Source organism: Arthrobacter sp. MPF02 (genome assembly GCF_046605375.1).
In the GTDB taxonomy this organism is placed as follows: Bacteria; Actinomycetota; Actinomycetes; order Actinomycetales; family Micrococcaceae; genus Arthrobacter.
The window spans coordinates 2,528,541-2,548,411 of record NZ_CP176772.1 but is presented as its reverse complement, the minus strand read 5'-3'; the positions used below and the strand labels follow the sequence as shown (position 1 = coordinate 2,548,411).

At 65.8% G+C, this 19,871-nt stretch carries 22 protein-coding genes; 11 read left to right on the top strand and 11 right to left on the bottom strand.

The genetic code is table 11. The features are described from left to right. Positions 1-29 precede the first annotated feature (29 nt). Positions 30-641 (top strand): hypothetical protein, encoded by a 612-nt coding sequence (locus ACLH0K_RS11955; RefSeq protein WP_411373818.1) that lies wholly within the window; start codon positions 30-32, stop codon positions 639-641. Between the two features lie 21 nt (positions 642-662). Here ACLH0K_RS11955 and ACLH0K_RS11950 read toward each other — a convergent pair whose 3' ends face one another. Both ACLH0K_RS11950 and dapD read right to left on the bottom strand, forming a co-directional pair. After that, positions 663-1,514: a hypothetical protein gene (locus tag ACLH0K_RS11950; protein WP_411373817.1), complete on the bottom strand. Its 852-nt coding sequence runs from the start codon at positions 1,512-1,514 to the stop codon at positions 663-665. A gap of 7 nt (positions 1,515-1,521) precedes the next feature. Continuing rightward, positions 1,522-2,550, bottom strand: a complete 1,029-nt coding sequence (gene dapD / locus ACLH0K_RS11945) for a 2,3,4,5-tetrahydropyridine-2,6-dicarboxylate N-succinyltransferase (protein ID WP_411373816.1) — start codon at positions 2,548-2,550, stop codon at positions 1,522-1,524. A gap of 51 nt (positions 2,551-2,601) precedes the next feature. On the opposite strand from dapD, the gene dapE reads away from it, so the two are divergent. Then, complete coding sequence (dapE, locus tag ACLH0K_RS11940; RefSeq protein WP_411373815.1) at positions 2,602-3,738, top strand: succinyl-diaminopimelate desuccinylase; 1,137 nt, start codon at positions 2,602-2,604, stop codon at positions 3,736-3,738. A gap of 72 nt (positions 3,739-3,810) precedes the next feature. On the opposite strand, the gene ACLH0K_RS11935 is transcribed toward dapE, so the two are convergent. The 4 genes from ACLH0K_RS11935 to ACLH0K_RS11920 form a co-directional block, all read right to left on the bottom strand. Beyond that, a complete protein-coding gene (locus ACLH0K_RS11935; protein WP_411373814.1) occupies positions 3,811-4,650 on the bottom strand; it encodes an amino acid ABC transporter permease in 840 nt (279 codons plus the stop codon). Continuing rightward, entirely contained in the window at positions 4,647-5,297 is a 651-nt protein-coding gene (locus ACLH0K_RS11930; RefSeq protein WP_411373813.1) for an amino acid ABC transporter permease, read from the bottom strand. The genes ACLH0K_RS11935 and ACLH0K_RS11930 overlap by 4 nt, the downstream gene beginning before the upstream one ends. 86 nt (positions 5,298-5,383) lie before the next feature. Next, the gene (locus ACLH0K_RS11925; protein WP_411373812.1) at positions 5,384-6,271 is read right to left on the bottom strand and encodes a glutamate ABC transporter substrate-binding protein; all 888 of its coding nucleotides are present in this window, start codon (positions 6,269-6,271) and stop codon (positions 5,384-5,386) included. 83 nt (positions 6,272-6,354) lie between these two features. After that, positions 6,355-7,110 carry an amino acid ABC transporter ATP-binding protein gene (locus ACLH0K_RS11920; protein ID WP_411373811.1) on the bottom strand — a complete coding sequence of 252 codons (756 nt, stop codon included), beginning with the start codon at positions 7,108-7,110 and terminating at the stop codon, positions 6,355-6,357. Positions 7,111-7,213: 103 nt separating this feature from the next. Here ACLH0K_RS11920 and ACLH0K_RS11915 point away from each other — a divergent pair, with 103 nt between their 5' ends. The 4 genes from ACLH0K_RS11915 (at position 7,214) to ACLH0K_RS11900 (ending at position 10,104) form a co-directional block, all read left to right on the top strand. Beyond that, on the top strand, positions 7,214-7,996 hold the full coding sequence (locus tag ACLH0K_RS11915; RefSeq protein WP_411373810.1) for a TIGR00730 family Rossman fold protein: 783 nt from the start codon (positions 7,214-7,216) through the stop codon (positions 7,994-7,996). A 30-nt stretch (positions 7,997-8,026) separates the two neighbouring features. Beyond that, positions 8,027-8,443: a DivIVA domain-containing protein gene (locus tag ACLH0K_RS11910; RefSeq protein WP_411373809.1), complete on the top strand. Its 417-nt coding sequence runs from the start codon at positions 8,027-8,029 to the stop codon at positions 8,441-8,443. Beyond that, positions 8,440-9,705: a hypothetical protein gene (locus ACLH0K_RS11905; protein ID WP_411373808.1), complete on the top strand. Its 1,266-nt coding sequence runs from the start codon at positions 8,440-8,442 to the stop codon at positions 9,703-9,705. The genes ACLH0K_RS11910 and ACLH0K_RS11905 overlap by 4 nt, the downstream gene beginning before the upstream one ends. A gap of 231 nt (positions 9,706-9,936) precedes the next feature. Continuing rightward, positions 9,937-10,104, top strand: coding sequence for a DUF3117 domain-containing protein (locus tag ACLH0K_RS11900; RefSeq protein WP_009357720.1), 168 nt, complete (start codon positions 9,937-9,939; stop codon positions 10,102-10,104). A 71-nt stretch (positions 10,105-10,175) separates the two neighbouring features. Here ACLH0K_RS11900 and ACLH0K_RS11895 read toward each other — a convergent pair whose 3' ends face one another. Continuing rightward, positions 10,176-10,808 carry an O-methyltransferase gene (locus ACLH0K_RS11895; RefSeq protein ID WP_411373807.1) on the bottom strand — a complete coding sequence of 211 codons (633 nt, stop codon included), beginning with the start codon at positions 10,806-10,808 and terminating at the stop codon, positions 10,176-10,178. A 229-nt stretch (positions 10,809-11,037) separates the two neighbouring features. On the opposite strand from ACLH0K_RS11895, the gene sigE reads away from it, so the two are divergent. The 3 genes from sigE to ACLH0K_RS11880 all read left to right on the top strand — a co-directional run bounded on the left by sigE (position 11,038) and on the right by ACLH0K_RS11880 (position 13,003). Next, positions 11,038-11,652, top strand: a complete 615-nt coding sequence (gene sigE / locus ACLH0K_RS11890; protein ID WP_411373806.1) for an RNA polymerase sigma factor SigE — start codon at positions 11,038-11,040, stop codon at positions 11,650-11,652. Positions 11,653-11,659: 7 nt separating this feature from the next. After that, complete coding sequence (locus ACLH0K_RS11885) at positions 11,660-12,523, top strand: anti-sigma factor family protein (RefSeq protein WP_411373805.1); 864 nt, start codon at positions 11,660-11,662, stop codon at positions 12,521-12,523. A gap of 69 nt (positions 12,524-12,592) precedes the next feature. After that, entirely contained in the window at positions 12,593-13,003 is a 411-nt protein-coding gene (locus ACLH0K_RS11880; RefSeq protein ID WP_411373804.1) for a Sec-independent protein translocase TatB, read from the top strand. A 29-nt stretch (positions 13,004-13,032) separates the two neighbouring features. Here the strand turns inward: ACLH0K_RS11880 and ACLH0K_RS11875 are convergent, their stop codons facing one another. Genes ACLH0K_RS11875 through ACLH0K_RS11865 form a run of 3 tightly spaced genes read right to left on the bottom strand, consistent with a single transcriptional unit; the run spans position 13,033 to position 16,186 of the window. Further along, positions 13,033-14,178, bottom strand: a complete 1,146-nt coding sequence (locus ACLH0K_RS11875; protein WP_411373803.1) for an Mrp/NBP35 family ATP-binding protein — start codon at positions 14,176-14,178, stop codon at positions 13,033-13,035. 42 nt (positions 14,179-14,220) lie between these two features. Continuing rightward, entirely contained in the window at positions 14,221-14,919 is a 699-nt protein-coding gene (locus ACLH0K_RS11870) for a DUF1003 domain-containing protein (protein WP_411373802.1), read from the bottom strand. Next, on the bottom strand, positions 14,903-16,186 hold the full coding sequence (locus ACLH0K_RS11865) for a magnesium transporter MgtE N-terminal domain-containing protein (RefSeq protein ID WP_411373801.1): 1,284 nt from the start codon (positions 16,184-16,186) through the stop codon (positions 14,903-14,905). The genes ACLH0K_RS11870 and ACLH0K_RS11865 overlap by 17 nt, the downstream gene beginning before the upstream one ends. Positions 16,187-16,263: 77 nt before the next feature. On the opposite strand from ACLH0K_RS11865, the gene ACLH0K_RS11860 reads away from it, so the two are divergent. After that, positions 16,264-17,223 (top strand): general stress protein, encoded by a 960-nt coding sequence (locus ACLH0K_RS11860; protein WP_411373800.1) that lies wholly within the window; start codon positions 16,264-16,266, stop codon positions 17,221-17,223. A gap of 84 nt (positions 17,224-17,307) precedes the next feature. On the opposite strand, the gene ACLH0K_RS11855 is transcribed toward ACLH0K_RS11860, so the two are convergent. After that, entirely contained in the window at positions 17,308-18,888 is a 1,581-nt protein-coding gene (locus ACLH0K_RS11855; protein WP_411373799.1) for an aminopeptidase P family protein, read from the bottom strand. Positions 18,889-18,968: 80 nt separating this feature from the next. Here ACLH0K_RS11855 and ACLH0K_RS11850 point away from each other — a divergent pair, with 80 nt between their 5' ends. Further along, positions 18,969-19,817, top strand: coding sequence for a PHP domain-containing protein (locus ACLH0K_RS11850; protein ID WP_411373798.1), 849 nt, complete (start codon positions 18,969-18,971; stop codon positions 19,815-19,817). Positions 19,818-19,871 lie beyond the last annotated feature (54 nt).

Below are 19,871 nucleotides of genomic sequence, written 5' to 3'. Positions count from 1 at the left end.
GCACGAACACGGCAGGGAAGGGATTTGGGATGCATCAGGCAACTGGTACAGGGTGGCAGATCACGACGGACACATCCGGACCCATGATGATCGCGTTGTATGTCCGCGATGCCGCGGGACTCAACGGCGCAGGCCACCCGGCACTGTCACATGCAACCCCGAAAATCCGTCCTGCAGACCACAGCCACCTGATTGCCGACGTCGGTGGCCCCGGCACCCTCCGCACGGAGTGGGAAGCCTGGTGGGCGCAGCTTTTGAAGGCATACCCGCAGACGTCGCCGGAACTTACTCCGCCGGACTTCGCGGCCTTCGGCAACTCACGCGCACTCCAGCGTGTCCTGCAGGCACACTTCGGCTCCGCCCTCACCTGGGCCCGGGAGCGGCGGAGCGAGTACGCCGAACTTGAGGCGGAACGGGTGGCAAGCGGCACCAACCAGATGCTGGAGGACCTTGTGGACGACCGCCTCCTTGAAGTAGGCCGGGACTCGCGGGACTTCAAGTTGAGCATCATTGAATTGCCGCTGAATGAACCCCGTGCCTGGTACCTCGAGCCGGACAAGATCATCATGAGCCAGCAGCTGATGAGCCAGCCTGAGCTTTTCCGCAGCTATGTCCAGCCTGTTGTGGAGATCCTCGTCTGAATGCCCGCCCGCGGGGCGGCTTCAGGCCTCCCGGACCGCTACGGTAATCCGCACCTGGCCATCCGGCGCTGGTGACTCCTGCCAGCCATTCCGTTCCGAACGGTCCCAGCTGCGCCCGGCGACTTCCACGCGGGTGACTTCAAGTCCCTTGGCGTTCGCCACGGCCCACTGTGCGATTGACCAGGCCTGGCTGCCTGTGGCTTCCACAACGAGGGTCTGTCCGTCCACTGCCGTGCCCAGGGGGCCATAGGCCTTGCCGAGTTCAGCCGCTACTGCGCCGGCGTCACCGGGAAGGGTGGACGAGCGCAGCGTGCAGTGCACTGCCTCGGGAGTCTGGCCGGACAAACCGGAGGCGAAGAACCGTCCCAGTTCCTCATGCTGGGCGTACGCCAGGGGATAGGCGGAGCGCTGTACACGCTGCGCGGCGTCCGTGATGTCCAGGGATTCATACCCCGGGACCTTCAGCAGTGCGTCGTAAAAGGCATTCACAGCGTAATAGGGGTCCATGACCTGTTCCTCTGCTCCCCAGCCCTGGGACGGCCGCTGCTGGAACAGCCCCCGGGAATCGGGTCCCGCCTGGTCGCCGTGCCCGATGTTCCGCAGCTTGGATTCCTGCATGGCCGTGGCAAGGGCAATACTCGCTGCCCGGGGTGGCAGCCCCCGCTGGACGGCGACGGCCGTGATCAGGGACGCGTACACCGCCTGGTCCGGTGCCAGTTCGGCAGTCCTGTCGCCGACAACGGCCGTGCAGCGCTCCGAAACGAGGGTTTCGGAACGCTGCACGAAAAACACTGCGGTATAGATGGCGCCTGCCACCAGCGCGAGCGTGAGCAGCAGGACCACCAGGCGGCGGAGGCCGCGTCTGCGTGCCACCGGCCGGTTAGTTGGCGTGCAGGGCGTCGTTCAGTTCCACGGTCTGGCCCTTGCGCGGAAGGACCTCCACAACGCCCGTGGTGGAGTTGCGGCGGAACAGCAGGTTGGGAACGCCGGAAAGCTCGGCTGCCTTGACGATCTTGGTGGTGTCCTCGCCCACCTCGTCCTTGGGGCCGGGGACGCGCACGCGGGTGCCCGCGGTGACGTAGAGGCCGGCCTCCACGACGGAATCGTCGCCGATGCTGATGCCGACGCCGGAGTTCGCACCAAGCAGGACGCGCTCACCGATCGTGATCTTTTCCTTGCCGCCGCCCGAGAGTGTACCCATGATGGATGCGCCGCCGCCGACGTCGCTGCCGTCACCGGCGACGACGCCCGCCGAAATCCGGCCTTCCACCATGGAGGTGCCCAGGGTGCCGGCGTTGAAGTTGACGAAGCCCTCGTGCATGACGGTGGTGCCGGCTGCAAGATGGGCACCCAGGCGGACGCGGTCGGCGTCGGCGATCCGGACGCCGGCGGGGACAACGTAGTCCACCATGCGCGGGAACTTGTCGATGCCGTAGACGGTGACCGGACCGCGCCGGCGCAGTTTGGCGCGGGTGATTTCGAAGCCTTCGACGGCAGCAGGCCCGAAGTTGGTCCAGACGACGTTGGGCAGCTTGCCGAAAATGCCGTCCAGGTTGATCGTGTTGGGCCGGACCAGGCGGTGCGAGAGCAGGTGCAGCCGGAGGTAGGCGTCAGCGGTGTCTGCCGGGGCTTCGTCGAGGTTGATCTGGGCGAACACCACCTTCTGCTCGGTGCCGCGGTCCTCGTCGGTGCCGTTCTCTGCGATCCGGACGAGGGCCTCGTCGGCGTTCTCCACCGAACGCAGGTTCTCGGCGGCAACGCCCAGTGCAGGGGTGGGATACCAGACGTCCAGGACGGTAGCCTCGCCGTTGATCGTGGCGATTGTTGCTACGCCAAAGCCAAAGGCGGAGCGGTCGTCGGGGGTGGCGCTGAAGGTTTCGGGCACGGCAGAAGAAGCGGTCTCAGTCATGTGCCCCAGTCTATCGAGGGGCGGGCGCCGGGTTCGAACTAGACTGGCTTCGTGACTGCCGAAACCGCTCCCGCAACGTCCATCCCCGCCCTTGACCTAAGGCAGGACGTGGCGCTGCTGACGGCTGCGCTCCTGGACATCAACAGTGTGTCCGGTAACGAAAAGGAACTGGCCGACGCCGTCGAAGCTGCCTTGCGGGGGATTTCCCGGCTGACCGTGCTCCGGGACGGTGACGCCATTATCGCCCGGACGGAACTGGGTCATGCTGAACGCGTCATTTTGGCAGGGCACCTGGACACGGTCCCGCTGCCGCTTACGGCAGGTTCCAGGGGAACGGTGCCGTCCACCTGGGACACAGGTGTGCCGGGGGAAGGCATCCTCTACGGCCGCGGTGCCACGGATATGAAGGGCGGCGTTGCGGTGCAGCTTGCGCTGGCGGCAACAATGTTCGACGGCGGCGCGCAGCCAAAGAGGGACGTCACCTTCGTCTTTTACGACCACGAGGAAGTGGAAGCCGTAAAGAGCGGCCTGGGCCGGCTGGTGCGCAACCACGGGCACCTGCTGCAAGGCGATTTCGCCATCCTGCTGGAACCCACGGACGGCACAGTGGAGGGCGGGTGCAACGGGACCAGCCGTTTTGAGGCAACCACACTCGGCGAGGCGGCGCACTCCGCCCGGGCGTGGATGGGCAGCAACGCCATTCACGCGGCAGCACCCATCCTGGCCCGGCTGGCTGCCTACCAGCCGCAGACCGTCACCGTGGACGGCCTGGATTACCGGGAGAGCCTCAACGCCGTCAAAATCAACGGCGGTACCGCGGGCAATGTCATCCCGGACCGCTGCGTGGTGGAGATCAACTACCGTTTCGCCCCGGACAAAACGCCGGACCAGGCGGAAGCCGTGGTCCGTGAACTGCTCGAGGGCTTCGAGGTGGTACGCACGGACGCTGCCGCCGGTGCCCGGCCCGGGCTGCAGCACCCGGCCGCCGCGTCCTTCGTTGCCGCCGTCGGGGCTGAGCCCAAGCCGAAGTACGGCTGGACCGACGTCGCGCGTTTCAGCGAGCTGGGCATCCCTGCTGTCAACTTCGGGCCGGGCGATGCGCTGCTGGCACACAAGGACAACGAGCACGTCCATGCCGATGCGGTCCGGAAGTGCTTTGCCGCGCTGCGGCAGTGGCTGGCGGGGTGACCCCAAAGCCCATGCGTTAACGACGGCGGCCCGGACCAGGAAGGTCCGGGCCGCCGTGGTTAAAGCGGTCTATCAGGGGACAGGCGCTTCTGCTGCCTCCGGCTCGGGCTTGGCAACGCCGCCGGCCGCCTTCTTCGAACCGCGCCGCTCAATCCAGACTGCAAGCCTGGAGACGAGGATATTGATGGCGATGTAGATCGCGGCGGCCACGAAGAAGATGGGGAACAGGAACTGGGTGCCCAGGAAGTCCGCCATCACCTGCACCGCGCGCAGGAGTTCGCCGTACGCGACGATGTAGCCGAGCGAGGTGTCCTTCAGCAGCACCACCATCTGCGCCACCAGCGACGGCATCATGCGGCGGATGGCCTGCGGCAGTTCGATCAGCATGCGCGATTTGAAGCTCGTCAGGCCGATGGCCAGGCCCGCTTCACGCTGTCCGCGGGGGAGCGACTGGACGCCGGCCCGGATGATCTCGGCGAACACTGCTGCGTTGTAGAGCACCAGGCCGGTGACTACGGCGATAAACGGCGAGGTGCCGAAGCCGAGCAACACGAACAGCATCATCAGGACCACGGGCATCCCGCGGAGGAACTCCAGCAGAACGCGGACAGGGACACGGATCCAGGCTGCGTCCGCAATGCGCAGCAGGCAGAGAACCAGGCCCAGGGGGAACGCGATGACAGCCGCGAGGGCGGCCGCGCTCAGGGTTGCCCAGAGGCCGTTGCCCAGGAGTGTCCACACATCAGCCCGGGTGAAGATCTGCCAGCGGCGGGCCTCGAAAATGCCCTGCTGGGCGAGGGTCATGATGATCCATGCCAGCAGGCCCAGGATCAGCAGTGACCCGACGATCGAGCCGATCAGGGAAATACGGCGGGCCTTGGGCCCGGGAACGTCGTAAAGGACGGAGCTCATCGGGCAATCGCCACCTTTCGTTCCACCGTGCTGGCCAGGATGCCCAGCGGAACGGTGAGGAGCAGATAGAAGAATGCGGTGCCCAGCAGGACTGCGATGACGGCGTCACCGTTGGCGTTGGCCAGCTGGCGGCCGTAGCCGAACAGTTCAAGGACAAAGAACGCGCCCGCAACCGAGGAGTTTTTCACCAGGGCGATCAGGATGTTGATCAGCGGCGGGATCACCGTCCGCAGGGCCTGGGGCAGGATGATGAGGGAAAGCACCTGACCGAACTTCATGCCGATGCTTCGGGCGGCCTCCGCCTGGCCAACGGGAACGCTGTTTACCCCGGAGCGCACAGCTTCGGCGATGAACGCGGCGGTGTAGGTGCTCAGGGCGATGATGGCGGCGATTTCGAACTGCTCGAACCTGACCCCGATGCGGGGGAGGACGATGGCGGCAAAGAAGAAAGCGATGGTCAGCGGGGTGTTCCGCAGGACCTCGACGTATACGGTACTGAATCCGCGCAGTGCTGCCACCGGAGAAACCCTGGCTGCCGCCAGGAGAGTGCCGAGCACCAGCGCGATGATCCCGGAGACGGCTGACAGGAATAGGGTGCGGAGAAAACCTTCCCAATACAACGGCAGGTTTTCAATGATGACGTCCATAGGATCCTTCGGCTGTGGGAGTGGACGGAAGTGAAGGCGGAAAGGTGCCGGGACCGGCGGACCGGCCCCGGCACCTCAGGACCGGCTTAGTAGCGGTCGATCTCGGGGAGTTCGGGAGCGGTCTTGATGACTGCACCTGCGGTGGCTTCCCAGGCCTTCTTGTAGGACCCGTCCTCTTCGAACGCCTCCAGCTGGTCATTGATCCAGTTGCGGAACTCGGTGTCGTCCTTCTTCAGGCCGATGCCGTACGGCTCCTTGGTGAAGGTCTCGTCCGATGCGAGCTTGAAAGCGTCGGGCTCTTTATCCACGAAACCGGCGAGGATCACGTTATCGGTGGTGACGGCCTCGACCTGCTTGTTGCGCAGCGGCTCCAGGCAGGCGGAGTACGTGGCAGCCGGAACAAGCTCGGCACCGTACTTGTCCACGATAGTGGCAGCCGGGGTGGAGCCGGTGACTGAGCAGACCTTCTTGCCCCTGACGTCCTCGGGGGTCTTGATGGTGTCGTTGTCCTTGTTGACCATCAGGGCCTGGCCGGCTTCGTAGTACGGTCCGGCGAAGCTGACAACCTGCTTGCGCTTGTCGTTGATGGTGTAGGTGGCGATGACCAGGTCAACCTTGCCCTGCTCAATGAACGGCTCGCGGTTGGCGGAGACGGTCTCGGACCATTCGATCTTGTCCGCGGGGATGCCGAGCTTGGCGGCGATCAGCTTGCCGATCTCGACGTCGAAACCAACGGGCTTGCCGTCCAGGCCCACCTGGCCGAACAGCGGCTGGTCGAACTTGGTGCCGATGCGGATGGTGCCGGCAGTGGAGAGCTTTTCCATGGTGGTGCCGGCGGCGAACGTCGGCTTTTCGGCCACGGTGGGGTCGCTGGTGGTGCCGGCTCCGCCGCCGCCACAGGCGCTCAGGGACAGGGCGAGGGCAGCGGTAGCCGCCACGAAGAATGACTTCCGCCGGGTCATAAATGCCTTCATGACATTCCTTTCATTGATGGCCGCGGTTACGGCCTGGGTGCGAACTGAGTGTGGTTGTTCGGTAAATCGGTGACGCGGGTGCGTCAGTGGGTGAGGAGCTTGGACAGGAAGTCCTTGGCCCGGCTGCTCTTGGGGTTGGTGAAGAATTCCTCCGGAGTGGCATCTTCAACAATCTGCCCGTCCGCCATGAAGACCACGCGGTCCGCGGCCTTGCGGGCGAAGCCCATTTCGTGCGTCACCACGATCATGGTCATGCCTTCCTTGGCAAGCTGGACCATGACGTCCAGGACCTCGTTGATCATTTCCGGGTCCAGCGCCGAGGTGGGCTCGTCGAATAGCATGACCTTCGGCTTCATTGCCAGGGCGCGGGCAATGGCGACGCGCTGCTGCTGGCCGCCGGAGAGCTGGGCCGGCAGCTTGGGTGCCTGGTGGCCGACGCCAACCCGTTCCAAAAGGGCCATGGCGTCCTTGTCCGCGGTGGCCTTGTTGACGCCCTTGACCTTGATGGGGCCGAGCGTGACGTTCTCCAGGATGGTTTTGTGTGCGAAGAGGTTGAACGACTGGAAGACCATTCCGACGTCGGCGCGGAGCTGGGCGAGTTCCTTGCCTTCCTCCGGGAGCACCTTCCCGTCGATGCTGATGGTCCCGCTTTCGATGGTTTCGAGGCGGTTGATGGCGCGGCACAGAGTGGACTTGCCGGAACCGGACGGCCCGATGACCACAACAACCTCGCCCTTGCGGACCTGCAGATTGATGTCCTTCAAAACGTGCAGCTGGCCGTAATGCTTGTTCACGGCCTTCAGGGAGACGAGGGTATCGCCGGGCGCAGTAGTAGTCATAGGAAGAATCTAGCGAACTGCGGGTTGCTATGACGGGAATCACCCCAAGTTCACGTGGATCGTGATTCAAGAGATACCTGCCGCGGGAGGTTAGCCTAGGGGAATGAGCATCAACGTAGATCCGGCCAAGAATTCCCAGCCGCGCCGCAAGGGGCCCCTTGAACTGCGCCGCAAGCAGGCGGCGGTGGAAATGTCCGACCAGCATCTGCTTGATACGAAAGGCCCCGGGCAGTTTGTCCACACCGATCCCTGGCGGGTCCTTAGGATCCAAAGTGAATTCGTGGAGGGCTTCGGCGCACTGGCGGACATCGGCAAAGCCGTCAGTGTCTTCGGTTCCGCCCGCACCAAGCCCGGCAGCGCCTACTACGAGATGGGCGTGGAGGTGGGCCGGAAACTGGCGGAGGCCGGCGTCGCGGTCATCACCGGCGGGGGACCGGGCTCGATGGAGGCTGCCAACCGCGGCACCGTCGAAGGCAACGGGGTGTCCGTGGGGCTGGGCATCGAGCTTCCCTTTGAACAGGGGTTGAACCAGTGGGTGGACCTGGGCATCAACTTCCGGTACTTCTTTGCCCGTAAGACGATGTTCGTGAAGTACGCCCAGGGATTCATTGTGCTGCCCGGCGGCCTGGGAACCCTGGACGAGCTGTTCGAGGCGATGGTCCTGGTGCAGACCCGGAAGGTGACCTCGTTCCCCATCGTGCTGCTCGGCGTTGAATTCTGGGGACCCATGATCGACTGGATCCGCGGAACCCTGGTGGCTGAGGGAATGGTTTCGGAAAAGGACCTCGACTTGATCCAGCTCGTGGACGATCCCGCGGAGGCGGTCAACCGCGTACTGAACGTGCCCATCACTCCAACCCCGAACGGCGAACAGCGGCCCGAGTAGGGGCGTCCCTGCGTCTGGCACGATGGAACCGTGAGCTTCTTTCTGGTTTTCCTCGCCATCGCGCTGGTTGGGGCTGTTGTCTGGGCCAGCTTCGGCCGCCGGGCAAGGAGTACGGGGAATCCGTTGCCCGTACTGCTTGACGGCGGGTTCGAACAGCCGCCGGCAAACCTTCCCCCCGTGCTCTTGCCGGCCGACGCCGGTCCCGGGGATGTGGACCGGGTGCGCTTCTCCCTCGGCCTCCGGGGCTACCGGATGGACCAGGTGGACCAGGTCCTGGACGACCTGAGGGACCAACTCGCTGCCAGGCAGCAGGAGGTGGAAGAGCTGCGTGCCCGGCTGCATGCGCTTGAGGAACAGTCCGCGGGGAACCACGCGGGGAAGTCCGACGACGAATCCGCCGGGGTGCCGGTCCTGGGCGAAGAAGCGCCCGGGAAAGGCATCCGGTGAGCACCGTTGCGCGGCGCCGGACCGGGTTCTCCTCGTCGGCGCAGGCAGCGGCGGCGAGAGCCGGTGCGGTGATGCGCGTGTGGCCCTGGTGGGCACAGGTTTCGGCCATTTACATCGCGGCCCGGCTGATCAGCGCCTGCATCTTCATGGCCGCCGCCCTGCACCAGGGCCCCAATCCCTGGTTTCCCGCCAAGCCCGACTACTGGAACTTCATCAACATCTGGGATGCCCGCTGGTACGGGGAAATCATCGCCAACGGCTACCCCTCAGTCCTCCCCACCGATGCTGCCGGCAACGTGCAGGAGAACGCGTGGGCGTTTTACCCCCTGTATCCCTCCCTTGCCGCGGGCCTCAGCAGTATCACCGGATTAAACGGTGCAGCGTCGCTGACCATCATCGCCATGCTGGCCGGCTGGGGGGCGGCGCTGCTGGTCTACGCACTCTTCCGGCAGAAAGCGCCGCACGCACCCGCGCTGTGGGGCGTTGCCTTCTTTTCCACCTTCCCGGTCTCCGCAGTGCTGCAGGTTCCATATGCGGAGTCACTCTCCCTGTTGCTGCTTGCCGCCGCGCTGCTGTTGGTGGTCCGCCGCCAGTACATGTGGGCCCTCCCGGTGGTGGCGCTGCTGTGCCTGTCGCGGCCAGTCGGCGTTCCTTTCGCCCTGATGCTCGGGCTCATCCTGGTTGGCAGGCTCGTGGAACGTTTCCGCGGTACTGGCCAGGAAACCGGGCAGGACGCAGGCACGCATTCGGTTCGGGACCTCGCCGCACTGACCGGGCTCACCGCCGTGGCAGGCATGTCCGCCCTGGCGTGGCCCGTGGCGGCGTGGGCGGCAACCGGGGACTTCCAGGCCTATACCAAGACTGAAACCGTGTGGCGGGGACATGACCTGGTGCCGTTCAAGCCATGGTTCGATGCCGGCGTCGACCTTTTTGGGCCGGTACTGGGGCCACTGGCGCCGTTCGTTTTCGTCGCGCTGTTCGGCGCAATGCTGTTCGTGCCGCCCGTAGTGCGGCTCGGCGTCGAACTCCGCCTGTGGTGCGCGTGCTACATGGGCTACCTGGTGGCGTTCCTGCATCCGCAAACCAGCACCTTCCGCATGCTTCTGCCGCTGTTCCCGTTGGCCCTGGGCGCCGTTCTGCTCTCCAGGTCGAGGGCCTACCGGGGCACGGTGGTGACCATGTTCCTGCTGCTCCAGGTCGTATGGATTGTCTGGTTGTGGGCCTGGGCGCAATTGCCCGGCGGCGGAGATTACCCGCCGTAGTTTGGCCAGCTTCCACGCAGGTCAAAGCGGAAATACCGGCCAGGCGAAAATGTCCATCGATTAGCTACGTACGGGTAATTCCGCGATAATGATAAGTAAGCAAGGACAAAAAGCATTCAGAATACGCGCAGCCTTGGCGGTGGAAACAGCCCGCCATAGCGGCTTGATCGACATGCGGACACAGCCCGCCCGGGCTGATCAGTCCTGGACAAATTGGAGGGGGAATTCCTCATGGCGGCGATGAAACCACGCACCGGCGACGGCCCTATGGAAGTCACCAAGGAGGGCCGCAGCCTGATCATGCGCGTCCCGCTCGAAGGCGGCGGGCGCCTTGTGGTCGAACTGAACGCTGCCGAAGCAGCAAACCTGAAGGAATGCCTTGTAGGCGTTACCGAATAATTGTGCAGGACAGGGTCCGCAGCTCCAGGCTGCGGGCCCTGTCCTGTCTCTGGTGCTCCGCGGCCGCCGCGCTACTTCTTGACGGCCACCAGCAGGCCGTCCCCGGTGGGCAGCATCGCCGAAGCCAGCCGGTCGTCGTCGCGAATGGCCTTGCCAATCTGGCGAAGGATCACGGTAGTGGCCTCACGTCCTGCCGGGTTGGCCACTTTGTCCTTGTCCAGCGCGTCATTGATGACCAGCAGGCCGCCGCGCTTCAGGAGCCGGATGGCCTGCTCCACGTAGCCGGGCAGGCCCGTTTTGTCAGCGTCGATGAACACCAGGTCGTAGGCGGCATCCGTGAGCCGCGGCAGGACGTCGCCGGCGCGGCCGGAAATAGTACGGGTGCGGTTGGCCGGGCTGCCGGCCTCGGAAAAGGCCTCGCGCGCGGCCCGGAGGTGTTCAACGTCCACGTCGATGGTGGTGAGGACGGCCTGCGGGCCGAGGCCGCGCAGGAGGCACACGCCGGACACGCCTGCGCCCGTTCCGATTTCAACGGCGGTCTGCGCCTTTGACGCCGCAGCCAGGACCGTGAGGACCGCGCCCACGCCCGGTCCGATGGGGGTGACACCGAGTTCGAAGGAACGCTCACGGGCCCGAAGCATGACCTCATCCTCAGCGGGCAGATCTTCTGCATAGGACCAGCTGATGGACTTGTCGGCGCTCATGAATTTTCGCTTTCTGGGCGTAAGGGGGGAATGTCTCCTACAGCCTACTGGTTCCGGACAAACCGGCCGCCGAGGAGGGCCGTTGCGCCCACGGCTGAACTTTTCGGCAGTCAGGAAATTCCCAGCCAAGTTTGAAATGATAATTGTCCGCTCATCCACCGGGTGATCGGCGCCGAACCAGAGATGTCAACAGTATCCGGGCGTTAGCATTTCACGAGGGGAGTGGACGATGTCATCTTCAGTTGTGGCACCTGTCCCTGCAACAAACCAACCCGATGCCGAGTGGGTCCGTCCTACTTGGGAAGAAGTGGTCACCAACCACTCCGCAAAAGTCTACCGGCTCGCCTTCCGCCTGACCGGTAACAAGTTCGACGCCGAAGACCTCACCCAGGAGGTATTCGTCCGCGTGTTCCGGTCGTTGGAGAACTTCAAGCCGGGAACGCTGGACGGCTGGCTGCACCGCATCACCACCAACCTGTTCCTTGACCAGGCCCGGCGCAAGACCCGTATCCGCTTCGACGCCCTGGCCGAGGACGCCGAATCGCGCCTGCCGGGCCGTGAACCCGGCCCGGAACAGAGCTTCGAGCTGAACAACCTGGACCTGGATGTCCAGGCCGCGCTGGAGGAGCTTCCGCCGGACTTCCGGGCCGCCGTTGTGCTGTGCGACCTTGAGGGGCTGTCATACGACGAGGTGGCGGAAGCACTGGGTGTCAAGCTCGGGACTGTCCGCTCGCGTATCCACCGCGGCCGCACCATGCTCCGCGAAAAACTGGCTCACAGGGACCCGCGTCCGCAGCAGTCGAGGCGCAAACTGTCCATGCCGCGCATCGCAGGCATCCTCTGATCGGCGTATGAGGCCCCCTTTTCCCCTTGGCGGCAGGCACCAGCGGACGCCCGGCCATCTTTCGACATGCCCTGAATGCGCGGCCGAGGTGCGCCGGGAACGCCAGTACCTGGAGCGTCTCCGGGACGCCCCGATCCCGCCGGCCAGCGATGACCTGACGGCCCGGCTGCTGGCCCGGACCTCCGTGCTTGCAGCGCAGGCCCAGCCGGCCGCCGTCCGGTCAAGCGCACCTCGGACGGCCGTCCGCGCGCTGGCTGTGACGGCCGGCGGCACCATGGCAGCTGCGGGTGTGCTCGCTGCCGGAGCGTTTGCAGCCGCGGGCGATCCCCTCACCCCGGCAGGGACAGCAACGTCCGCGGCGCTGTCCCAGGTGTCCGCCCAGACCCCCGCGGACGGCCGGACCTTGTCGGAGGAGCAGCTGGGCATGCTGCGGGCCGAGGGGTGGGCATGTCCTGAACTTAAGGCGATGGGTTTCCGCCTGGAGTCCGCCAAAGCGGTGGTCATTGACGGCCAGCCGGCGGTTTCGCTGCAGCTCTCGGACGGAGCGTACTACGCCACGGTGACCGAACAGCGTGCCACCGGTCCCGGGGCTTCCGTACCGGGTGCGGCCGGCACGAACGGGACGATGCAGATCGGCGGCACCTCGCCCTGGACAGCCACGTACCGGTCGCAGGACAGGACGTTCACGTACGAATCCAACCTGCCCGCCGACCGTGCCGACGACGCCCTGCCCATCCTGCAGCGCCTGGGCAACCAGTCCGCGGCCGGGCTTGCCGCAGGGACGGCCGGCGCCCCCGACGAAAACGGTGAGTCCCTGGGCACCCGGCTGCAGCGCGGCATCAACAACATTGTTGCCCTTTTTAGCCGGTGATGACGGCCGTTACCGGGAAGGCACGGCGTAAATCGTCAGTGGCAGCTTGTAGAGGGTAATCTTCCTAAAGTGTTTGGAATCAACGGCCCGGAGTTCTTCCTTCTGCTGATCATTGGCGTCCTGGTGATTGGTCCCCAAAGGCTGCCCGAATACACCCAGAAACTCGCGAACCTGGTGAAGGAAGTCCGCCGGATGGCGTCCGGCGCCCGCGAGCAGATTAAGGAAGAAGTAGGGATCGACATCGACGATGTCGACTGGAAGAAGTACGATCCCCGCCAGTACGATCCCCGGCGCATCATCAAGGAAGCACTGCTCGACGACGATTCCAAGCCGGTCAGTGCCGGTGCGCCGGCAGCAGTGGCCGCCGTCGCAGGCACTGCCGCCGTCGCCGCCGTGGAATCCGCACCAGCACGCCCCCGGCGCATCGTGCAGACGCTGCCGCCCGGTGAAGCCGCCCCGTACGACACGGAAGCCACCTAGTCCGGCCTGAAGGACAGCCGGCGGGACTGTCAGCGCGGCTGGAGGCCTAGCTTCATCCCGGCAAGGCCCCGCGGCGCCGCTGCGAGCTTGCCCGCGATACCTGATAGCGCGGCGGCCGCAGGAGTGCCGGCCTGGCCCACCACGATCGGAACCCCGGTGTCCCCGCCCTCACGGAGCTGGATGTCCAGCGGGATCTGCCCCAGCAGCGGCACATCGGTACCCACGGTGGCTGTCAGCCTCTCGGTCAGCACCGCCCCGCCGCCGCTTCCAAACAGTTCCATCCTGCCGCCGTCGGGCATTTCCAGGTAGGACATGTTCTCGATGACGCCCGCCACCTTCTGGCCCGTTTGGGTGGCAATCGCTCCTGCCCGCTCGGCCACGTCAGCGGCGGCGGCCTGGGGCGTGGTCACCACAAGGATCTCGGCCTTCGGCAGCAGCTGGGCCACCGAGATGGCGATGTCTCCGGTGCCCGGCGGAAGGTCAAGGAAGAGGGCGTCGAGGTCGCCGAAGTAGACGTCCGTGAGGAACTGCTCCAGAGCCCGGTGCAGCATCGGCCCGCGCCATGCCACCGGCTGGTTGCCGCTGACGAACATTCCGATGGAGATCACCTTCACGCCGTAGGCCACGGGTGGCAGGATCATGTCGTCCACCCTGGTGGGGGCCTGCGTGATGCCCATCAGGGCGGGCACGGAAAAGCCGTACACGTCGGCATCAACGATCCCTACCCGGAGGCCCTGGGCAGCCAGGGCGCAGGCAAGGTTGACCGTGACGGAGGACTTGCCCACCCCACCCTTGCCGCTGGCCACGGCGTAGACCTTGGTTAGCGAATCAGGCTGGTTGAACGGGATACCGCGCCGCCCGCCGGCGCCACGGAGCTTCTCCTTCAGGGTGTCGCGCTGTTCCTGGTTCATCACCTTCAGGTCCACCTCGACGGCCGTGACGCCCGGTACCGCGGACAGTACCCTTTCCGAATCGGCGCTGATGGTGTCCCGCAGCGGGCACCCGGCGATGGTGAGGAGCACGGCCAGGGTGACCTTGCCGTCGTCGGACACCTGGACCGATTCCACCATGCCCAGTTCCGTGATGGGGCGCCGCAGCTCAGGATCGATGACGGTGGCGAGGGCGTCGTTGACGGCCTCCGCCAGGGCAGGATGGCGGGCAGGATTCGGATCCATGGGGGAACTCATGAGGGCGGGACTGCTTTCGGGAAAGTACTGTTATCGGTCCTGGGCGGAATGCCCCGGCTTGACCCTTGGAATCTGCTGCGTCCTGGGATTCCGCTGCCGGTCACGCTGTTCACGCAGCTTGTCCTTGACCTTGTCCCGCGGGGACTCATGGCTGCCCGGACCGGACTGGTCATGGATCCGCAGCTCTTCCTGGGCTTCGAGCAGGTCCTCCAGCAGCGACCGCAGCTCGGCCCGGACGTAATCGCGGGTGGCAACCTCGCGCAGTGCGATCCGAAGCGAAGCCAGCTCGCGGGTCAGGTACTCGGTATCAGACAGGTTGCGCTCGGCGCGCTGCCGGTCCTGCTGCAGCGACACGCGGTCCCGGTCGTCCTGCCGGTTCTGGGCCAGAAGCAGCAGCGGCGCCGCGTACGAGGCCTGCAGGGACAGCATCAGGGTCAGCAGGGTGAAGCCGAGGTCCTTGGAATCGAACTGCCATTCTGCCGGTGCCCACGTGTTCCAGCTCAACCAGAAGATACAGAACACGGTCATGTAGAGCAGGAACTGCGGGGTGCCCATGAAGCGGGCAAAGCCCTCGGTGGCGTGGCCGAAAGCGTCCGGGTCCGGGGAAAGCTTGGGCAGGATCCGCTGGCGCCCGCTCAGGGGAGTGTCGAGGCTTCCCTTGGGCGCTGCCTTGCCCTGGCTGCGCTGGCCGGGGTTCTTGGGAGCAGTGTTGTCAGCCAATCCGGCCACCGAGCTTTCTTATCGGGGCTTCGCCATCGTGGGCGCGCCAGTCATCCGGCAACAGATGGTCCAGGACGTCATCAACAGTCACCGCCCCCACAAGCCGGCCGGTGTCATTGACCACCGGAAGGGAGTTCAGGTTGTACGTGGCGAGGGTCCGCGCCACCTCGCTGATATGGGCCTGGTCGGAGAGCGGCTCCAGATTCTTGTCCACGAGGTTCCCCAGCGGTTCGAACGGCGGGAACCGGAGGAGCTGCTGGATGTGGACAACGCCCAGGAAGCGCCCGGTGGGGGTTTCCAGCGGCGGGCGGGCGATGAAGATCGCGGAAGCGAGGGCCGGGGAGAGCTCCTCCCGGCGTACGTGGGCCAGTGCTTCCGCCACCGTTGCTTCCGGCGGCAGGATCACCGGAACAGGCGTCATCAGGCCGCCGGCGGTGTCCTCGTCATATTCCAGGAGCCGCCGGACGTCCTCTGCCCCTTCCGGTTCCATCAGCTGGAGGAGTTCCTCGGCCTGGGCTGAGGGGAGCTCGCCAAGGAGGTCGGCGGCGTCGTCCGGGTCCATCTCTTCCAAAACATCGGCGGCACGCTGGAGGTCCAGGGCGGAGAGGATCTCCACCTGGTCGTCCTCCGGGAGTTCCTGGAGGACGTCGGCCAGCCGCTCGTCCTGCAGTTCGCTGGCGACCTCAAAACGGCGTTTGTCGCTCATTTCCTGCAGCGCCTCGGCGAAGTCGGCAGGTTTCAAATCCTCGTGGTTGGCCACGAACTGGGTGGCCGCCTGCGGTTCGGTCCGGGGACCCTGCAGGGCGTCGGCCCAGTCGATGATCAGGGTCTCGTTGCGGCGCAGCCGGCTCAGGGGGGAGAGGGAGTGGCCGCGGCGGACAAAGAGCTTGCTGACGAACCAGTCGCCGGAGCGGTGCTGGTCCATGGCGATGTCCTCGATGGTGGCGTCCCCGCTGCCGTCCCGGAGGGTCACCCGGCGGTCGAACATCTCGGCGACCACCAGGGTCTCTGCGCCGCGCTGTTCGAAGCGGCGCAGGTTCACCAGGCCCGTGCAGATAATCTGGGTCTGGTCGATCGAAGTGATGCGCGTCATGGGCACGAAAACGCGCTTTTTACCGGGTACTTCCACCACGATGCCCACCACGTGCGGGGCGCCCTGGGTCCCCCGGGACAGCACAACAACATCGCGCAGCCGGCCCAGCCGGTCGCCCAGGGGGTCGAAAACGTCGAGTCCCAGAAGGCGCGCCACAAAGACGCGCGTAGGTGTTGTGCTCACCCCTACAGGCTACCGAGTCTGCTCTCTTTTAGCTGAATTCACAGGCAGCATACATAGTCATGGGCAAGAATGGGGGTATGGCAAACATTTTCGGTGCTCCCAGGGCAGGCGGTCCCAACGGCATGGATGGATCCCGGGCCGTTCCCACCGGCGATACCGTGGGCTCCTACACCTCCTACCTTGATGCCCAAAAGGCGGTGGACTACCTTGCGGACCAGCAGTTCCCGGTGCAGATGGTCTCCATCGTGGGGAACGAGCTGAAGATGGTGGAGCGGGTTACGGGGCGCCTGAGCTATCCCCGGGTGGCTTTGTCCGGGGCGCTGAGCGGCATGTGGTTCGGCCTGTTCGTAGGCGTCCTGCTGTCCTTCTTCGCTCCGTCGCCGGGGTACTTCTCCATCATGACCTCGGTGTTGATGGGTGCCGCGTTCTTCATGCTCTTCGGCATCGTCACCTACGCAATGCAGCGGGGCAAGCGCGACTTCACGTCCACCAGCCAGGTGGTTGCCACCACTTACGACGTCATCGTCTCGCCCGAGGCCGCGCATGAGGCCCGACGGCTCCTGCAGCAGCTGCCCATGACCCGCTCGGATGCGGCAGCCGGCAACGGCCCCTACACGCAGCGGGACTACTACAACCAGCCCTACCAGCAGAACCACCCCTACCAGCAGCCCGGCCAGGGCCCTTCCCGCCCCTCGGGCTGGACGGATCCCTACGGCCAGTCCTCCGGGTCTTCGGTCCAGGACGGCAACTATGCTGCCGGCGGCGGGCAGCAGGGCGGGCAGGATTACGACGCCGGCACGTCCGGGCAGCAGGCACCGGCACCGGCGCGTTCGGTCCGCTACCCGGACCTGCCGGACGGCCGGCCGCAGTACGGCGTGCGGTTGCCCCAGGCTCCCGCCGCCCAGCCGGGTCAGCCGGGTGCGGCTTCCGGTCCCGGCAACAATGACCAGCAGCAGGACGCCGCCCGGCCGGGCAGCGACGAGTTGCCTGCCGGCGGGAACGCCGACGGACAGCGGCCGGCCGACCCGCGGCAATAACCGACATATGAGAAAAGCGGGGCCGCCCGAGTTCAACTCCGGCGGCCCCGCTTTTTGCGTCTCCACGTAATTGCTGCCCGGCCGTTACCGGATGTCCTCCGACTCCCCGTAGATCCCGGTCATCCAGTCCTCCACGTCCCCGGGCTTGCGGGGCAGGGCGGCGCTGAGGTTGACCGGTCCGTCTGAAGTCATCAGGACATCATCCTCAATCCGGATGCCGATCCCGCGGTATTCCTCCGGAATCGCGAGGTCCTCAAGCTTGAAGTACAGGCCGGGTTCAATGGTGAACACCATGCCTTCGGTCAGGATGCCGTCCAGGTACAGTTCCCGCTTGGCCTGCGCGCAGTCGTGGACATCGAGGCCCAGGTGGTGGCTGGTGCCGTGGGGCATCCAGCGGCGGTGCTGCTGGCCCTCGGGGCTGATGGCCTCCTCCACGCTGACCGGCAGAAGACCCCACTCGGCGAGGCGCTCGGCCAGGACAGTGGTGGCTGCCGTATGGATGTCGCGGAACCTGGCGCCGGGCCGCGCGGCGGCAAACCCTGCATCTGCGGCATCCAGCACGGCCTGGTACACCTTGCGCTGCACCTCGCTGAAGATTCCGTTGGCCGGGAGCGTACGGGTGATGTCTGCGGTGTACAGGGAGTCGACCTCGACGCCGGCATCCAGCAGCAGCAGTTCGCCGGCATGGATCTTGCCGGTGTTGCGGGTCCAGTGCAGCACCGTGGCGTTATTGCCGGACGCGGCAATGGTGTCATAGCCGAGTTCGTTGCCCACCTCCCGGGCACGGGCAAAGAACGCACCTTCCACCACCCGTTCGCCGCGGACATGGGTCAGCGCGCGGGGAAGCGCCTTCACCACCTCTTCGAACCCTTCGACGGTGGCGGCCACCGCGGTCTTCATCTCCTCGATTTCCCACTCATCCTTGAGCAGGCGCAACTCGGACAGGGCTTCGCTAAGCTTCTCGTCCAAGGTATCGAGGACGCCGAGGTCGAGGTTCTCGGGGTCCCGGGCGGTGTTGTACCGCGCGGTGTCCACCAGGGCATCGATGTTCTCGTCGACCTTCCGGACCAGGCGGATGGAGATGCCGCCGATCTCCGGGGCGCCCACGTTCTTGGTGATGGCCGTTTCCAGCTGGTCGATGTGCGCGGTCGGCAGGCCCAGGCGCGCCTCGAACTCGGCAAGCGTGGGGCGGGCACCAATCCAGAACTCCCCGGACCGGGCGTCGGCATAAAACTGCTCGGTATCCCTTCCTGCCAGCGGGCGGAAGTAGAGGGTGGCACGGTGGTGGCCGCCGTCGTCGCCCTTTCCTTCCTCAACGGGCTCCAGGATGAGGGCGGCGTCGGGCTCGTGGTCAAGGCCGAGGCCGGTCAGGTGCGCGAACGCGGAGTGCGGGCGGAACCGGTAGTCGGTGTCATTGGAGCGGACCTTCAGCGGTCCGGCAGGAATAACCAGCCGTTCGCCCTTGAACTTGGCGGAGATGGCCTTGCGCCGGGTTGCGGCGTAACCGGCGACTGCGTCCCGGCCGGGCAGTTCCTGGCTGGACGGTGCCCAGTTGCTGGCCATGAAGGCCTTGAAAGCGTCGGAACTGGGCCGCTGCGAGCGGTTGTTGACGCGCTCTTCCAGCGGCTGGGAGGCAGAGTTGGAGGTGTTTTCGGCATCGTTCACCGGACCATCGTCTCACCAGCACCCCGGCGATGCGAACGGACTTCCACCGGCGCGGAGCCCGGGTCTACTAGTCTGGACAAGTGAGGATTGACCTGCATGCCCACTCCAATGTTTCCGACGGCACGGAGAAGCCCGCGGACGTGATGGCGTCCGCCGCCCGGGCGGGACTGGACGTGGTGGCACTGACCGACCATGATTCAACCGACGGCTGGACGGAAGCCTCCGCTGCCGCCGTCGAACTCGGCGTGGCGCTGGTGCCCGGCATGGAAGTCTCCTGCCGGACCAGCGAGGGCATCAGCGTCCATCTCCTCAGCTACCTGCACGATCCCGCTCACCCCGGCCTGCTGGAGGAAATCACCAAGGCCAAGGACGCCCGGCTCACCCGGGCCGAGCGGATGGTCACACTCCTGGCCGAGGATTATCCGCTGACGTGGGACGACGTCATCCACCACGTCGCTCCAGGCGCCACCCTCGGCCGCCCGCACATCGCCGATGCCCTCGTGGCCGCCGGCGTGGTGGAGGACCGGTCGGAAGCCTTCGCATCCATACTGACCTCCCGTTCGCGGTACTTCATCCCGCACTACGCACCCAACCCGGCCGCCGCAGTGGAACTGATCCGGGCCGCGGGCGGCGTTCCCGTCTTCGCCCACCCCGTTGCCTCATCGCGGGGCCGGATTGTGGGGGAGCGGACCTACCGGGAGATGATCGACGCCGGCCTGGCCGGCCTGGAGGTCGACCACCGGGACAACTCGGAGGAGGGGCGGGACTTCCTCCGCAAGCTTGCTGCCCAGCATGACCTGCTCATCACGGGATCCTCGGACTACCACGGCACTGGCAAACCAAACCTGCTGGGTGAGAACCTCACCGCACCGGAAACCCTGGCCCGCATCGAGGAGCAGGGGACCGGCGCCGCCGTCGTCCGCCCCTGACCCCTCGCCCGCCCAAGTAGGTAGCGCCAACTGCCGTTATGGACCCCCAAAATG

What these genes read in the sequence shown, in the direction of transcription:
- ACLH0K_RS11955 (WP_411373818.1), top strand. Translation starts at nt 30, where the DNA reads ATGCATCAGGCAACTGGTACAGGGTGGCAGATCACGACGGACACATCC.
- dapD (WP_411373816.1), bottom strand. Translation starts at nt 2,550, where the DNA reads ATGACTGAGACCGCTTCTTCTGCCGTGCCCGAAACCTTCAGCGCCACC.
- ACLH0K_RS11935 (WP_411373814.1), bottom strand. Translation starts at nt 4,650, where the DNA reads ATGAGCTCCGTCCTTTACGACGTTCCCGGGCCCAAGGCCCGCCGTATT.
- ACLH0K_RS11930 (WP_411373813.1), bottom strand. Translation starts at nt 5,297, where the DNA reads ATGGACGTCATCATTGAAAACCTGCCGTTGTATTGGGAAGGTTTTCTC.
- ACLH0K_RS11925 (WP_411373812.1), bottom strand. Translation starts at nt 6,271, where the DNA reads ATGAAGGCATTTATGACCCGGCGGAAGTCATTCTTCGTGGCGGCTACC.
- ACLH0K_RS11920 (WP_411373811.1), bottom strand. Translation starts at nt 7,110, where the DNA reads ATGACTACTACTGCGCCCGGCGATACCCTCGTCTCCCTGAAGGCCGTG.
- ACLH0K_RS11915 (WP_411373810.1), top strand. Translation starts at nt 7,214, where the DNA reads ATGAGCATCAACGTAGATCCGGCCAAGAATTCCCAGCCGCGCCGCAAG.
- ACLH0K_RS11900 (WP_009357720.1), top strand. Translation starts at nt 9,937, where the DNA reads ATGGCGGCGATGAAACCACGCACCGGCGACGGCCCTATGGAAGTCACC.
- ACLH0K_RS11895 (WP_411373807.1), bottom strand. Translation starts at nt 10,808, where the DNA reads ATGAGCGCCGACAAGTCCATCAGCTGGTCCTATGCAGAAGATCTGCCC.
- sigE (WP_411373806.1), top strand. Translation starts at nt 11,038, where the DNA reads ATGTCATCTTCAGTTGTGGCACCTGTCCCTGCAACAAACCAACCCGAT.
- ACLH0K_RS11885 (WP_411373805.1), top strand. Translation starts at nt 11,660, where the DNA reads ATGAGGCCCCCTTTTCCCCTTGGCGGCAGGCACCAGCGGACGCCCGGC.
- ACLH0K_RS11875 (WP_411373803.1), bottom strand. Translation starts at nt 14,178, where the DNA reads ATGGATCCGAATCCTGCCCGCCATCCTGCCCTGGCGGAGGCCGTCAAC.
- ACLH0K_RS11860 (WP_411373800.1), top strand. Translation starts at nt 16,264, where the DNA reads ATGGCAAACATTTTCGGTGCTCCCAGGGCAGGCGGTCCCAACGGCATG.